The organism is Microbacterium sp. 4NA327F11 (assembly GCF_005503465.1).
GTDB lineage: Bacteria > Actinomycetota > Actinomycetes > Actinomycetales > Microbacteriaceae > Microbacterium > Microbacterium ginsengisoli.
Genome location: NZ_SCOB01000032.1, coordinates 1 through 14704, shown reverse-complemented (window position 1 = coordinate 14704; position 14704 = coordinate 1). Strand labels below are relative to the sequence as shown.

Genomic DNA, 14704 nt, shown 5'->3' with positions numbered 1-14704 from the left:
AGCGCGGCGCGCGCAGTGTGGCGAGCGCGGCGCGCGCAGCGTGGCGCGCTGCGCTCGCGGCGGGTCAGCGCGCGGCGGCCTCGCGCGCGAGCAGCGAGCGCTTGACCTCGACGCCCCAGGCGAATCCGCCCATGGCGCCGCCGGTGCGCAGCACGCGGTGGCAGGGCACGAAGAGCGCGGGCGCGTTGCGGGCGCAGATCGAGGCGGCGGCGCGCACGGCGGTCGGCGATCCGAGCGCGACCGCGAACTCGGCGTAGGTGAGCGGATGCCCCGCCGCGATCGCCCGCAGACCGGCCCACCCGCGCTGCTGCAGCGGCGTGCCCCACTGGCGCACGGGCACGGTGTCGATCGCGGCGACCTCGCCCGCATAGAACGCCTCGACCACGGCGGTGTGCTCGCTCGCACCGGACACGACGTCGACGCCGCGCTCGCGCTCGGGGAGGCGCGCGAGGAGGGCATCGAGGTCGGCGGTCCAGCCCGAGGCGACGACGGCGCCGTCCGGGTCGGCGAGGAGTGCGAAGGGGCCGCCGGGGGTGTCGACGACGGCGAAGGTGCGGGCGGTCATGAAAACGCCTTTCTGGGAGTCAGCGGGGCGGATGCCGCACGCCACAGGTGTGCGGTGAGGTAGCTGCGCCACGGCGCGACGCGGTCCGCCCAGGCGGTGAGCCCGGCGGGATCGGCAGGGATGCCCAGCCGTGCGGCGCCGGTGCGCACGGCGACGTCGCCCGGCAGCAGCACGTCCGGGTCGCCGATGACGCGCATGCGCACATAGTCGGCCGTCCACGGGCCGATGCCGGGCATCGCGAGCAGCGCCTCGCGCTGGGCGGCGCCGTCGTCGCCGGTGGTGAGCTCCAGCTCGCCGTCGGCGAGCGCGCGGGCCGCCCCCGTGATGGCGCGGATGCGGGCGGCCGGGCCGCGCAGCACCTCGGCGCCGTGGTCGGCGATCGCGCGCATCGTCGGGAAGAGTCGGTCGGCGGTCTCGATCGGCTCGATCCGCTCGCCGAGCTCGTCGGTGAGGGTCGTGAGCGCGGTGCGCGCCGCGGCGACGGTGATCTGCTGGCCGACCATGGCGCGGATCAGCATCTCGTGCGGGTCGGCGGCGCCCGGCACCCGCACGCCCGGTGCGTCGGCGACGCTCGCGGCGAGCTCGGGATGGGAGGCGAGCGCCTCGTCGATCGCGTCGGGGTCGGCGTCGAGGTCGAACAGCCGCCTCACGCGGGCGACGAGGCTGGCGAGGTCGGCGAGGCGTTCGAGGCGGGCGCGCAGCCGCAGGGTGTCGCCGTCGCTGCGCACCTCGAACCAGGCGGTGCCGTGGGCGAGACGCAGGGTGCGGGCGAACGAGGTGGATGTCGCGACCTCGGCGCCGATCACCGCGCGCGCCGCCATCCACGCGAACACTCCGGCGGTCTCGTGCGGCGTGCGGTGCGGCAGGGCGAGGTCGATCTCGCCGTGCCCGGCGGCGACCCGGGAGCGCCGGCGCAGCCGCAGGTCGGTGGGAGCGAGCGAGAACACCTCTCGCACGGTCTCGTTGAACTGCCTGATGCTGGCGAACCCGGCGGAGAAGGCGACATCCGTCATCGACAGGTCCGTACCGACCAGCAGCATGCGCGCGGTGTGGGCCCGATGCGCCCGGGCGAGGGCGAGGGGGCCGGCGCCGAGCTCGGCCTGCAGGATGCGACCGAGCTGCCGGCTCGAGTAGCCGAGCCGGCGGGCGAGCCCGGGCACGCCTTCGCGCTCGACGATGCCGTCGGCGATGAAGCGCATGGCGCGGCCCGCGATGTCGCCGCGCAGGTTCCAGTCCGGCGAGCCGGGAGCGGCTTCGGGCAGGCAGCGCTTGCAGGCGCGGTAGCCGGCCTCGTGCGCCGCGGCACTCGTGGAGTAGAACGTGACGTTGCGCTCGTGGGGGGTGCGCGCCGGGCAGCTCGGCCGGCAGTAGATGCCGGTCGAGCGCACGGCGGTCACGAACTGCCCGTCGAAGCGCACGTCGCGCGACCGGATGGCGCGATACCGCTCGTCGAAGGTGAGACTGAGGCCGGGCATGCCCCCAGCCTGGCACGGGCCGCGGCATCCGGCTCGCGGTTTTCGGACATCGCCGTGCCGGAGCGTCCCACCACGGGGCTACCGTGAGGTCATGAGCGAACGCACCTACGACCTGATCGTGATCGGCGCGGGGCCGGTGGGCGAGAACGTGGCCGACCGCGCCGTGCAGGGCGGCCTGTCGGTCGTCATCGTCGAGAGCGAGCTGGTCGGCGGCGAGTGCTCCTACTGGGCGTGCATGCCGTCGAAGGCGCTGCTGCGCGCCGGGGCGGCGCTGCGAGCGGCCCGCGACGTCGACGGTGCACGTCAGGTCACCGGCGAACGACCTGATGTCGCGGGGGTGCTGCGTCGACGCACCGGCATGACCCACGACTGGTCGGATGACTCGCAGGTGCGCTGGCTCGAGGGAGCGGGCATCGACCTCGTGCGCGGTCACGGACGCCTCGCCGGCGAGCGGCGCGTCGAGGTCGAGGGCACCGACGGCACCCGCACGACGCTCATCGCCCGCCACGCGGTCGCGGTGAGCACCGGCACGGCCGCCCTCCTGCCCGCGACTCCGGGACTCGCCGACATCGCCCCCTGGACGAGCCGCGAGGCGACCGCCGCGACCGAGATCCCCGGGCGCCTCGCGATCATCGGCGGCGGTGTCGTCGCTGTGGAGATGGCGACCGCCTACAACGACCTCGGCGCATCGGTGGTGGTGCTCGCACGCGGCGGTCTGCTCGGCGGAATGGAGCCGTTCGCGGGCGAGATCGTGCGCGACGCGCTCGTCGAGCGCGGCGTCGACGTGCGCACCGGCGTGAACGTCACCGCGGCGCACCGTGCCGAGAAGAACGCCGTGCTGACGCTCGACGACGGCACCCGCGTGCACGCCGACGAGGTGCTCGTCGCGACGGGACGCGTGCCGCGCACCGACGACCTCGGCCTCGAGACCGTCGGCCTCGCCCCCGGGGCGTGGCTGACGGTCGACGACACCCTGCGGGTCGAGGGCACCGACTGGCTCTACGCCGTCGGCGACGTGAACCGTCGGGCGCTGCTCACCCACCAGGGCAAGTACCAGGCACGCGCGGCGGGCGACGTGATCGCCGCGCGCGCGACGGGTGCCGACGTCTCGGATGCCCCGTGGTCCCGGCACGTCGCGACGGCCGACCACGCCGCCGTTCCCCAGGTGACCTTCACCGATCCCGAGGTCGCGTCGGTCGGTCTCACCGAGGCGGCCGCGCGGGCGGCGGGGCGCGGCATCCGTGTCGTCGACTACGACCTGTCCTGGGTCGCGGGCGCCTCCACCTACGCCGACCACTATCGCGGCCGCGCCCGCATGATCGTCGACGACGAGCGCGACGTGATCATCGGCGCGACGTTCGTCGGTCAGGATGTCGCCGAGCTGCTGCACTCCGCCACGATCGCGATCGTCGGCGAGGTGCCGCTGCAGCGGCTGTGGCACGCGGTGCCGTCGTATCCGACGATCAGCGAGGTGTGGCTGCGCCTGCTCGAGACCGATGGGCGCGCGACCGCCTGAGGCCGCGCGCCGCGCGGGTCAGTGGAAGAAGTGCCGCTCGCCCGTGAAGAACATCGTGACGCCGCGCTCGCGCGCGAGCTCGATGGTCTCGTCGTCGCGCACCGAGCCGCCCGGCTGCACAATGACCTTGACGCCCGCGTCGATGAGCACCTGCGGTCCGTCGGAGAACGGGAAGAACGCATCGGATGCCGCGACCGACCCGGCGGCACGGTCGCCCGCCCGCTCGACGGCCAGACGGCACGAGTCGACGCGGTTGACCTGGCCCATGCCGATGCCGACCGTGGCGGAGTCCTTCGCGAGCACGATCGCGTTGGACTTGACGGCGCGACCGGCCTTCCACGCGAACACGAGGTTCTGCAGCTCGTCGTGCGTGGGCATCTCGCCCGTGATGAGCTGCCAGTTCTTCCACACCGAGTCGATGTCGGCCGGGAAGCGGTCGGCGTCCTGCAGCAGCAGGCCGCCCGAGACGAGCCGCACATCCATGGGCTCCTGGCGCCAGTCGGTGGGAAGACGCAGCACGCGCAGGTTCTTCTTGAGCTTGAAGAGCTCCAGCGCCTCCGGCTCGAAGTCGGGGGCGACGATCACCTCGGTGAAGATGTCGCGCAGGTTCTCGGCCATCTTGAGCGTCACGGTGCGGTTCGCGGCGATCACGCCGCCGAAGGCCGACACCGGGTCGCAGGCGTGGGCGCGCAGGTGGGCCGACGCGATGGGGTCGAGCGCGTTCGCCGCGGTGACCGCGATGCCGCAGGGGTTCGCGTGCTTGATGATCGCGACCGCGGGCAGCACCATGTCGAACGCGGCGCGGAGCGCGGCATCCGCGTCGACGAAGTTGTTGTACGACATCTCCTTGCCCTGCAGCTGGGTCGCCTGGGCGATGCCGTGGCCGCCCGCACGCGTGTAGATCGCCGCGCGCTGGTGGCTGTTCTCGCCGTAGCGAAGCGTCGACATGCGCTCTGCGCGGATCGTGAGGTGGGCGGGCAGGTCCTCGGTCGTGAGGGTCTCCTCGGAGAACCACGTCGCCACCGCGCGGTCGTAGTCCGCCGTGTGAGCGAACGCCCGGGCGGCGAGATCGCGGCGCTGGTCGAGCGTCGTGCCGCCGGCGCCGAGCGCGTCGATGATCGCGGGGTACGACATGGGCGAGACGACGATCGCGACGTTCGCGAAGTTCTTCGCCGAGGCGCGCACCATGGCGGGGCCGCCGATGTCGATCTGCTCGACCACGTCGTCGCCCTGGGCGCCCGAGGCGACCGTCTCGACGAAGGGGTACAGATTCACGACGACGAGCTCAAACGGGGCGATGCCCAGCCCGGCGAGCTGGGCCTCGTGGGTCGCCAGCCGCAGGTCGGCGAGGAGGCCCGCGTGCACGGCGGGGTGGAGCGTCTTCACACGGCCGTCGAGCGACTCCGGGAAGCCGGTGACCGAGGCGACATCCGTCACCGCGAAGCCCGCGTCCCGGATGGAGGCCGCGGTTGAGCCGGTCGAGACGATCTCGACGCCGGCGTCGGCGAGGGCACGGGCGAGGTCGAGCAGCCCCGTCTTGTCACTGACCGAGACGAGCGCGCGCCGCACGGGCACGACGTCGCGGGGTCGGTAGTCGGCGGGATCGTGTCGGGGACCGGCCATGGAGCTCCTCGGTTCTCGGGGGTTGCGGATCAGTGAAGGGCGGGCGCGGCGAGATCGAGCTCGCCGTCGGCGATGCGGCGCACGATGTCGATGAGCAGGCGGCGCTCGACCGGCTTGATGCGTTCGTGGAGGGCGTTCTCGTCGTCACCGGGGAGCACGGGCACACGCTCCTGGGCGAGGATCGGGCCCGCGTCGACGCCGCCGTCGACGACGATGACGCTGGCGCCGGTCTGGGTGGCACCGGCGGCGAGGGCGTCGCGCACCCCGTGCGCGCCCGGGAACTCGGGCAGGAACGCAGGGTGCGTGTTGATGATGCGGGGCGACCACTCGTCGACGACGGCGGCGGGCAGCAGCTTCATGAGCCCGCTCAGCACGACGAGGCCGGGCTGCCAGACGCGCAGCTGCGCGGAGAGCTCCGCGCCCCACGCGTCGCGTTCGGCGGCGCCGCGCCACGGCACGACGAACGTCGGCACGCCGAACTCCTCGGCGTGCGCGAGGCCGTCCGCCTCGCGATCGGCTCCCACGACGACGATGCGGGCGGGATAGGAGGGGTCGGCGGCGGCGTCCAGCAGGGCTCGGAGGTTCGAGCCCGTGCCCGAGATCAGTACGGCGACCGTCAGCACCCGGTCAGTCTAACGGGGAGCCTCGGAGCCCTCGTCGCGACCGCCCGCTCCGGTGCTCGACGGGTCGGGGCGGCCGGTGCCGTCGACGTCGAACCAGGCGCTCGGCGACCCTCCCAGAGTCACCGGCGCGGGGCGATCGGCGTCGTCGCGGGCGCCGCGGGGGGCGAGCAGCAGGATGCCGCTTCCCACCGCGACCTCGATCGCGACCGCGAGCGCGACCGCGCCCGGGTCGGGACCGGTGACGGCGAGGCGTCCAGGGCCGATCGATCCGCCGGCGAGTGCGGCGAACAGCGCCGCTCCCCCGCCCGCGAGCAGTGCGATCGCGCCGGTGAGGGCGAGGAGCGCACCCCACGGCTCGTGTCCACCGATCGTGGCGGTCTCGTCGGCGACCCGGGAGCGCACGACCCACCCGGCCACCGCACCCGCCGCGATCGGCAGCAGCACGAGCGCGAGCAGCCACACGGTCCCCGATGGCGGCAATGCGGCGAGCACAGGCACGCCGGGCACGACGCCCGCGTGGGTGCCGACGGGGGAGATCGTCGAGCCGGCACCGAGCGCGAAGCCGGGGCCGGCGAGATAGGACATCGTCCAGACGATCAGGGTGGGCAGGTAGACGAGCTGGCCGAGCTCGATCATGACCGCGCCGATCAGATCGACGCCGCCCTGCTGCGCGAGGGAGACGATCGCGGTGCCCCGCACGATGACGGCGACCGCGAAGGCCAGCGCCGAGACGCCCACGAGTGCGGTCAGGGCGGTCACCGCGCCGCGCACGGCGAGACCCGGCACCTCGGGCCAGATGCCCGGCAGTGCGTCGGTCCGGGACCGCACCGCGTCGATGAGCCCGTCGTCGCCGTCGCTCCATGCGCGGGCGATCGCGCCCGCGAGGGCGCCCGCGAGATAGACGAGGGGCGGGAACAGCAACGCCTGCCAGAGTGCGGCGCTCGCCAGCGGCTGCGCCCCGGTCAGCGCGATCAGCGCGGATGCCGCGGCGAACACGACGACCCCCGAGACGACCCCCGTCACCCAGGCGCCCGCCTGCGCGGCGCGCGAGCCCGATCGAGCGGCGAAGAAGAAGGTGAACGCGAGGAACGCGAGCGGTGCGAGCGAGAGCGTGAAGGTGGCGGCCGTGTCGTCGATGCCCGCCTGCACGAGGTACTCCGTCGGCAGTGTCACCGACAGCGGCACGCCGTGCCCGAGCTGCCAGACGGCCGCGGTCGCCTGCCACAGCGCGGCGGGGCCGGCGCCGCTGACGGCGGTGATCCACAGGAGCGCGAGGGGCACCACCGCGGCGCCGACGCTGATGGCCGCCGCGACGAAGGCATCGAGGGCGGCGAGGAGGGTGACGACCAGACGCTGCATGGCCTTCCGACCCTACCTGCGGCGTCCGCGCTCGCCGGGCGGGCGCGCCCGAGCTCTCAGTGCTCGATCGGGTCGAGCGCGAGCAGCTCAGTGCTCGATCGGGTCGAGCGCGAGCAGCTCAGTGCTCGATCGGGTCGAGCACGAACAGCGCGATGCGCCGGTCGGTCTTCTTCTGGTACTCGGCGTAGTCGGGCCATGCCGCGACGGCGCGCTCCCACCACTGGGCGTACTCGTCGCCGTCGACCTCGCGTGCGGTGTAGTCGAGCTTGACGTCGGCGTCCTGCAGCTCGACGTGCGGGTTGGCGCGCACGTTCCAGTACCAGGCGGGAGGCTGCGGGGCACCGCCCTTCGAGGCGACGATCGCGTAGTGACCGTCGTGCTCGACCCGCATCAGCGCGGTCTTGCGCAGGCCGCCCGTCTTCGCGCCGACGGTCGTCAGCACGATGATCGCCGCGCCGCGAAGGGATGAGGCGTCGGCGCCGTTCGAGGCCTCGAAGGCCTCCGCCTGGGTGCGGGCCCAGTCGGCCGTGGACGGAAGGTACTCACCGGAGAGAGGCATGCGCTCACCCTAACCCCGCGCACCGCGGCGCGGGGCGGCATCCGTCATGTGCGACGCAACGGCCTCGCGGCACGGACCGATCCGCGGCGGCGCGGGCCGCGGCATCCGGGAACGACGACGGGCCGGCGGTGAACCGCCGGCCCGTCGAATGCGCTCCGATCAGAGCGACGCGATGATCTCGCGCAGCAGCGCGGCGGTCTCGCTCGGGGTCTTGCCGACCTTGACGCCGGCAGCCTCGAGGGCCTCCTTCTTGGCCTGCGCGGTGCCGGCGGAGCCCGACACGATCGCGCCGGCGTGACCCATGGTCTTGCCCTCGGGTGCGGTGAACCCGGCGACGTAGCCGACGACCGGCTTGGTGACGTGGGCCTGGATGAAGGCCGCCGCACGCTCCTCGGCGTCGCCGCCGATCTCGCCGATCATGACGATCGCCTTGGTCTCGGGGTCGGCCTCGAAGGCGGCGAGCGCGTCGATGTGCGTCGTGCCGATGATCGGGTCGCCGCCGATGCCGATGGCGGTCGAGAAGCCGAGGTCGCGCAGCTCGAACATCATCTGGTAGGTCAGGGTGCCCGACTTCGAGACGAGGCCGATCGGGCCCTTGCCGGTGATGTTCGCCGGCGTGATGCCCACGAGCGACTCGCCCGGGGTGATGATGCCGGGGCAGTTCGGACCGATGATGCGGGTCGTGTTGCCCTTGCTCTGCGCGTAGGCCCACGCCTCGGCGGTGTCACCGACGGGCACGCCCTCGGTGATGACGACGAGCAGCGGGATCTCGGCGTCGATGGCCTCGATCATGGCGTCCTTCGTGAACGCCGGCGGCACGAACGCGATCGACACGTCGGCACCGGTCGCGGCGATCGCCTCGGCCACCGACGCGAACACGGGCAGCTCGACGTCGGCGCCCGCGGCATCCTTGTGCGCGACGGTGGTGCCGGCCTTGCGGGCGTTCACGCCGCCGACGACCTGGGTGCCCGCCTTCAGCATGAGAGCGGTGTGCTTGGTGCCCTCGCCGCCGGTGATGCCCTGGACGATGACCTTGGAGTCCTTGTTGAGATAGATCGACATAGTCCTAGTTCCTTATCCGGATGCCGCGGCTCAGGCGTTCGCCAGCTCGGCGGCCTTGTCGGCGCCCTCGTCCATGCCTGCGGCAAGGGTCACGAGCGGGTGGCCGGCCGCCGCGAGGATCGCGCGACCCTCGTCGACCTGGTTGCCGTCGAGGCGTACGACGAGGGGCTTGGTGGCCGCGTCGCCGAGGATCTCGAGGGCCTTCACGATGCCGTCCGCGACCGCGACGCAGCTAGTGATGCCGCCGAACACGTTCACGAACACGCTCTTGACCTGCGCGTCACCGAGGATCACGTCGAGGCCCGCGGCCATGACGGTCGCCGAGGCGCCGCCGCCGATGTCGAGGAAGTTCGCGGGCTTCACGCCGCCGTGGTTCTCACCGGCGTAGGCGACGACGTCGAGGGTCGACATGACCAGGCCCGCACCGTTGCCGATGATGCCGACCTGACCGTCGAGCTTCACGTAGTTGAGGCCGGCGGCCTTCGCCTTCGCCTCGAGCGGGTCGGCCGCATCCTTGTCCTCGAGCAGCTCGTGCTCGGGGTGACGCACCTCCGACGCGTTGTCGTCGAGGGTCACCTTGCCGTCGAGGGCGATGATGTTGCCGTCGGCGTCGAGGATCAGCGGGTTCACCTCGACGAGGGTCGCGCCCTCGCCGGTGTAGACGTTGTAGAGCTTGACGAAGACGTCGGACACCTTCTCTACGAGCTCCTCGGGGAACTTCGCGGCGCGGGCGATCTCGACGGCTTTGGTCTTGTCGATGCCGGTGAGCGGGTTCACCTCGATGCGCGCGAGCGCCTCGGGACGCTCGACGGCGAGCTCCTCGATCTCCATGCCGCCCTCGACCGAGCTGAGCGACAGGTAGGAGCGGTTCGAGCGGTCGAGCAGCACCGAGAAGTAGAACTCCTTGTCGATGCGGGCGCCGCCGGCGACCATGACGCGCTTGACGACGTGGCCCTTGATGTCGAGGCCGAGGATGGCCTTGGCCGCCTCGTACGCCTCGTCGGGGGTCTTCGCGACCTTGACGCCGCCGGCCTTTCCGCGGCCACCGGTCTTCACCTGGGCCTTCACGACGACGACGCCGCCGAGCTTCTCCGCGGCCGCCCTCACCTCTTCGGGAGTGTCCGCGACGATGCCCGGGAGTACCGGCACCTCGTACTTCTCGAATAGGTCACGTGCCTGGTACTCGTACAGATCCACAGTGCTTCCTTCGCTGGGGCGAACGGGATGACGACGCTCCAAAAGCGTCTCGACGTCGAGATAAACGACCAGTGCCCCAGCCTATACCGCGTGCCGATGTGCCTCCGCCGTGAGCGCGAGTAGGCTCGGCCTCCATGAGCGTGACTACACCGGCGGACGACGCACGCACTGTCGTCGTCCAGGCTGCGCTCGAGCTGTTCGCCTCGCAGGGGTTCGAGGCGACATCCGTCGACCAGATCGCGAAGGCGGCGGGCATCTCCCGCTCGACCTTCTTCCGGCAGTTCGGAGGCAAGGACGATGTCGTCTTCGCCGACCACGACGCGGTGCTCGAGCGCCTCCGCACCTTCCTCGATCGGGCGCACGCGGATCCGTGGGAGGCGATCTGCGAGGCATCCCTCATCGTCTACCGGCACTACCTCGCCGATCCCGAGCTCGCCCGCCGCCGCTACACCGTGGTGCGCCAGGTGCCGACGCTGCGCGACCGCGAGATCGTCACGGTGTTCCGCTACGAGCGCCTGTTCGACGAGTACCTGCGGCGCGCGCTGCCGGGCATCGAGCCGCTCACGGCGGTGAGCTTCGCCGCCGAGGTCACCGCGGTGCACAACCACGTGCTCCGGCAGCTGCTGCGGGGCACGAAGCGCATCCCGACCCAGACCCTCCGCGCCGCCCTCGACGACGTGCTCGCGCGCTTCGACGTCGGCCCCTCCCCCGAGGGTGCCGACGACGACGTGGTCGTGGCGGTGTTCCCGAGACGGATGCCGCTGGCCGAGGTCACGCGGCGGCTCTCCGCCGAGCTCTGAGCCGCGGCATCCGCTGCTCCCACACCTATCGCACCGGACCCCCGCCAGCATGACGGACGCCACGACTACCCTGGCGTCATGACGACGCCCTCACCCGCCGCCGACGCCCACGAGTGGATCCGCGTGCGCGGCGCGCGGGAGAACAACCTCGCGGGGGTGGACGTCGACATCCCGAAACGTCGCCTGACGGTCTTCACCGGGGTGTCGGGCTCGGGGAAGAGCTCGCTCGTGTTCGGCACGATCGCGGCCGAGTCGCAGCGGCTCATCATCGAGACGTACAGCTCGTTCGTGCAGGGCTTCATGGGCACGCCGTCGCGGCCCGAGGTCGATCAGCTCGAGGGGCTGACGACAGCGATCGTCGTCGACCAGGAGCGGCTCGGCGCGAACTCTCGATCGACCGTCGGCACGGCGACCGACGCGAACGCACTGCTGCGCATCCTGTTCAGCCGGCTCGGCTCGCCGCACCTCGGTTCGCCGCAGGCGTTCTCGTTCAACGTGCCGACCGTCAGCGGCCAAGGCGCAGTCACGAGCCAGCGCGACGGCCGCACCGTGAAGGAGGTGCGCCGGTTCGAGCAGACCGGCGGCATGTGCCCGCGCTGCGAGGGCATGGGCGCGGTCTCCGACATCGATCTCACGCAGCTGTTCGACGAGACGAAGTCGCTCATCGACGGTGCGATCACGATCCCGGGCTACACGGCCGACGGGTGGATGGTGCGCGGCTACGCCGAGTCGGGCTTCTACCCGGGCGACAAGCCGATCTCGACGTTCACGGCGAAGCAGCGCGACGACTTCCTCTACAAGGCGCCGACCAAGGTGAAGGTCAACGGCATCAACCTGACCTATGAGGGCCTCGTGCCGCGCATCCAGAAGTCGATGCTCTCGAAGGACGTCGAGGCGATGCAGCCCCACATCCGCACGTTCGTCGAGCGGGCGGTGACGTTCCAGCAGTGCCCCGAGTGCGGCGGCACCCGCCTCAACGAAGGGGCGCGCACGTCGCTCGTCGGCGGCATCTCGATCGCCGACGCATGCGCGATGCAGGTGAGCGACCTGGCGGCGTGGGCGCGCACGATCGACGACGCCTCGGTCGCCCCGCTGCTGGTCGGCCTGCGCGACCTGCTCGACTCGTTCTCCTCGATCGGCCTCGGCTACCTCTCGCTCGATCGTGCGTCGGGGACGCTGTCGGGAGGCGAAGCACAGCGCATCAAGATGATCCGCCACCTCGGCTCCGCCCTCACCGACATCACCTACGTGTTCGACGAGCCGACGGTCGGACTCCACCCCCACGACATCCGCCGGATGAACGAGCTGCTCCAGCGACTGCGCGACAAGGGCAACACGGTTCTCGTCGTCGAGCACAAGCCCGAGACGATCGCGATCGCCGACCACGTCGTCGACATCGGCCCGCGCGCCGGCACGGCGGGCGGGAACATCGTGTTCACCGGCACCGTCGACGAGCTGCGCGCCGCCGACACGCTCACCGGGCGCCACTTCGACGACCGCGCGGCGGTGAAGTCCGAGGTGCGCACGCCGTCGGGGGCGATCGAGGTGCGCGGGGCGTCGACCCACAATCTGCAGGGCGTCGACGTCGACCTGCCGCTCGGCGTGCTGACGGTCGTGACGGGGGTCGCCGGCTCGGGCAAGAGCTCGCTCGTGCACGGGTCGGTCGCGGGACGAGACGGCGTCGTGGTGGTCGACCAGGGCGCGATCAAGGGCTCGCGGCGCAGCAACCCGGCGACCTACACCGGCCTTCTCGACCCGATCCGCACGGCGTTCGCGAAGGCGAACGGCGTGAAGCCCGCACTGTTCAGCGCGAACTCGGCGGGCGCGTGCCCGAACTGCAACGGCGCGGGGGTCGTCTTCACCGATCTCGGACCGTTCTCGACGGTGTCGTCGCTGTGCGAGGTGTGCGAGGGGAAGCGGTTCGACGCGTCGGTGCTCGAGTACCACCTCGGCGACCTCGACATCAGCGAGGTGCTGGCGCTGTCGGTGGCGGATGCCGCGGCGTTCTTCGCCCCCGGAGCGACCTCCGTGCCGGCGGCGTACGCGATCCTGCAGCGGCTGGTCGACGTCGGGCTCGGCTATGTGACGATCGGCCAGCCCCTCACGACCCTCTCAGGCGGCGAGCGCCAGCGGCTGAAGCTCGCCGTGCACATGGGCACGAAGGCGCAGGTGTACGTGCTCGACGAGCCGACGACCGGACTGCACCTCGCCGACGTCGCCCAGCTGCTCGCGCTGCTCGACCGCCTCGTCGACGCGGGCACGTCGGTCATCGTCATCGAGCATCACCAGGCCGTGATGGCCCACGCCGACTGGATCGTCGACCTCGGCCCGGGCGCCGGACACGACGGCGGCCGGATCGTGTTCGAGGGCACCCCCGCCGACCTGATCGCGGCCCGCTCGACCCTCACGGGCGAGCACCTCGCCGCCTACGTCGGCGCCTGACCGTGCCACGCGCGACCGTCGTCGGGTCGGGTCCGAACGGGCTCGCCGCGGCGGTCACCCTCGCGCGCACAGGCTACGAGGTGCGCGTACTCGAGGCGGCCGCCGCCCCGGGCGGGGCAGCCCGCACGGCCGAGCTCACGCTGCCGGGCTTCCGCCACGACGTCGGGTCGGCGGTGCATCCGGCGGCACTCGCCTCGCCGTTCTTCGGGGCGTTCACGCGCGCGTCGCCGATCGACTGGATCACCCCCGAGTTGTCCTTCGCGCACGCGCTCAGGGGCGGAGCCGCGGCGGTGTGGCGCTCCCTCGACCGCACGGTCGAGCAGCTCGGCGCAGGGGGCCCGGCCTGGCGACGCGTGTTCGCCCCGCTCGTCGCCCGCTCCGACGAGGTCGCCCGCACGGCGACCGATGCGCTGCTCGGGATGCCGCGGCATCCCGTCACCGCCGCGCTGCTGGCCGCGCAGGCCGCCGCCGTCACCGCCCTGCCGCCGCGTGAGGCCGCCGTCCGGGCGCTGCTCACCGGCCTCGCGGCTCACGCGAACACGCGGCTGCCGTCGCCCACCGCGTCCGCCGCCGGACTCGTGCTCGGCACCTACGCGCAGGCGGCGGGCTGGCCGGTCCCGCGCGGCGGCGCGGGCGCGATCATCGACGCGCTCATCGCCGACCTGCACCGACACGGCGGCACCCTCGAGACCGGCGTGCGGGTGCGCTCTCTCGAACTGCTCGACCGCGGCGACCCGGCGCGCGGCGACCTCGTGATGCTCGACACGTCGCCGAGGCTGCTGCTGTCCTCCCCCGCGCTGCCGCGGGCGTACGCCCGGCGGGTGCGCGGGTTCCGCTACGGCGCCGGCGTCGCCAAGGTCGACCTCGCTCTCGCGGGGCCGGTGCCGTGGACCGATCCGCTCCTCGCGGGCGCCCTCACCGTGCACCTCGGTGGGGCGGCCTCTGACACCGTGCGCGCGGAGCGCATCGTTGCGAGCGGGCGGCAGCCGCGGCATCCGTTCGTGATCGTCGTGCAGCCCTCCGTCGTCGACGACACCCGCGCTCCCGCCGGGCGCGCCGTGCTCTGGGCGTACGCGCATGTTCCGGGTGGGTCGCGGCGGGACCCGCTCGAGACGGTGCTCGCCGAACTCGAGCGGCACGCGCCCGGAGTGCGCGACCTTGTGCTCGCGGCGCACACGACGACCGCCGCCGACCGTGAGCTCGGCAACCCGAACGAGGTCGGCGGGGATGTCTCGGGCGGCGCCTTCACGCTCGCGCAGGCCGTCGCGCGGCCCGTGCTCGCCGGGTCGCCGTGGCGCACCCCGCTGCCGGGGATCTACCTCTGCTCGGCGTCGACCCCGCCCGGACCTGCGGTGCACGGCATGGCGGGCTGGCACGCCGCCCGTACGGCGCTGGCCGACGCCGGCACTCGGGTGTCCCTCGCCACGCTGTTCTGAGCACGCGCGAGCTTCCCACGCCCCCGCTCGCCTCCCCCCCTCGCTCC

12 protein-coding genes are annotated in these 14704 nt (G+C 72.7%); 4 read left to right on the top strand and 8 right to left on the bottom strand.

Features of this window, described 5'->3' with window-relative positions; all coding sequences use genetic code 11:
- Positions 1–64 precede the first annotated feature (64 nt).
- Both FFS51_RS13720 and FFS51_RS13715 read right to left on the bottom strand, forming a co-directional pair.
- On the bottom strand, positions 65–565 hold the full coding sequence (locus FFS51_RS13720; protein ID WP_137878672.1) for a methylated-DNA--[protein]-cysteine S-methyltransferase: 501 nt from the start codon (positions 563–565) through the stop codon (positions 65–67).
- A complete protein-coding gene (locus FFS51_RS13715) occupies positions 562–2040 on the bottom strand; it encodes a DNA-3-methyladenine glycosylase 2 family protein (RefSeq protein ID WP_137878671.1) in 1479 nt (492 codons plus the stop codon). Before FFS51_RS13715 ends, FFS51_RS13720 begins: the two co-directional genes overlap by 4 nt.
- A gap of 91 nt (positions 2041–2131) precedes the next feature.
- On the opposite strand from FFS51_RS13715, the gene FFS51_RS13710 reads away from it, so the two are divergent.
- Positions 2132–3556, top strand: coding sequence for a dihydrolipoyl dehydrogenase family protein (locus FFS51_RS13710; protein WP_137878670.1), 1425 nt, complete (start codon positions 2132–2134; stop codon positions 3554–3556).
- An 18-nt stretch (positions 3557–3574) separates the two neighbouring features.
- Here FFS51_RS13710 and purH read toward each other — a convergent pair whose 3' ends face one another.
- From purH to sucC, 6 genes are all read right to left on the bottom strand, one after another.
- Complete coding sequence (gene purH / locus FFS51_RS13705) at positions 3575–5179, bottom strand: bifunctional phosphoribosylaminoimidazolecarboxamide formyltransferase/IMP cyclohydrolase (protein WP_045246000.1); 1605 nt, start codon at positions 5177–5179, stop codon at positions 3575–3577.
- A gap of 29 nt (positions 5180–5208) precedes the next feature.
- A complete protein-coding gene (gene purN, locus FFS51_RS13700) occupies positions 5209–5802 on the bottom strand; it encodes a phosphoribosylglycinamide formyltransferase (RefSeq protein WP_045246001.1) in 594 nt (197 codons plus the stop codon).
- 9 nt (positions 5803–5811) lie between these two features.
- A complete protein-coding gene (locus FFS51_RS13695) occupies positions 5812–7161 on the bottom strand; it encodes a cell division protein PerM (protein WP_137878669.1) in 1350 nt (449 codons plus the stop codon).
- A 118-nt stretch (positions 7162–7279) separates the two neighbouring features.
- Positions 7280–7720 carry a nitroreductase family deazaflavin-dependent oxidoreductase gene (locus FFS51_RS13690; RefSeq protein WP_045246002.1) on the bottom strand — a complete coding sequence of 147 codons (441 nt, stop codon included), beginning with the start codon at positions 7718–7720 and terminating at the stop codon, positions 7280–7282.
- Between the two features lie 159 nt (positions 7721–7879).
- Complete coding sequence (gene sucD / locus FFS51_RS13685) at positions 7880–8782, bottom strand: succinate--CoA ligase subunit alpha (RefSeq protein WP_045246003.1); 903 nt, start codon at positions 8780–8782, stop codon at positions 7880–7882.
- A 30-nt stretch (positions 8783–8812) separates the two neighbouring features.
- On the bottom strand, positions 8813–9979 hold the full coding sequence (sucC, locus tag FFS51_RS13680) for an ADP-forming succinate--CoA ligase subunit beta (protein ID WP_045246004.1): 1167 nt from the start codon (positions 9977–9979) through the stop codon (positions 8813–8815).
- 134 nt (positions 9980–10113) lie between these two features.
- Between sucC and FFS51_RS13675 the strand changes: the two genes are divergently transcribed.
- The 3 genes from FFS51_RS13675 to FFS51_RS13665 all read left to right on the top strand — a co-directional run bounded on the left by FFS51_RS13675 (position 10114) and on the right by FFS51_RS13665 (position 14657).
- Positions 10114–10779 (top strand): TetR/AcrR family transcriptional regulator, encoded by a 666-nt coding sequence (locus FFS51_RS13675; RefSeq protein WP_045246005.1) that lies wholly within the window; start codon positions 10114–10116, stop codon positions 10777–10779.
- 78 nt (positions 10780–10857) lie between these two features.
- Positions 10858–13221, top strand: a complete 2364-nt coding sequence (locus FFS51_RS13670; protein ID WP_137878668.1) for an ATP-binding cassette domain-containing protein — start codon at positions 10858–10860, stop codon at positions 13219–13221.
- Between the two features lie 2 nt (positions 13222–13223).
- Positions 13224–14657 carry a phytoene desaturase family protein gene (locus FFS51_RS13665; RefSeq protein WP_137878667.1) on the top strand — a complete coding sequence of 478 codons (1434 nt, stop codon included), beginning with the start codon at positions 13224–13226 and terminating at the stop codon, positions 14655–14657.
- The last annotated feature ends 47 nt before the right edge of the window (positions 14658–14704 follow it).

Coding starts and splice junctions, on each gene's coding strand:
- FFS51_RS13720 (WP_137878672.1), bottom strand. CDS start 565: ATGACCGCCCGCACCTTCGCCGTCGTCGACACCCCCGGCGGCCCCTTC.
- FFS51_RS13715 (WP_137878671.1), bottom strand. CDS start 2,040: ATGCCCGGCCTCAGTCTCACCTTCGACGAGCGGTATCGCGCCATCCGG.
- FFS51_RS13710 (WP_137878670.1), top strand. CDS start 2,132: ATGAGCGAACGCACCTACGACCTGATCGTGATCGGCGCGGGGCCGGTG.
- purH (WP_045246000.1), bottom strand. CDS start 5,179: ATGGCCGGTCCCCGACACGATCCCGCCGACTACCGACCCCGCGACGTC.
- FFS51_RS13695 (WP_137878669.1), bottom strand. CDS start 7,161: ATGCAGCGTCTGGTCGTCACCCTCCTCGCCGCCCTCGATGCCTTCGTC.
- FFS51_RS13690 (WP_045246002.1), bottom strand. CDS start 7,720: ATGCCTCTCTCCGGTGAGTACCTTCCGTCCACGGCCGACTGGGCCCGC.
- sucD (WP_045246003.1), bottom strand. CDS start 8,782: ATGTCGATCTATCTCAACAAGGACTCCAAGGTCATCGTCCAGGGCATC.
- FFS51_RS13675 (WP_045246005.1), top strand. CDS start 10,114: ATGAGCGTGACTACACCGGCGGACGACGCACGCACTGTCGTCGTCCAG.
- FFS51_RS13670 (WP_137878668.1), top strand. CDS start 10,858: ATGACGACGCCCTCACCCGCCGCCGACGCCCACGAGTGGATCCGCGTG.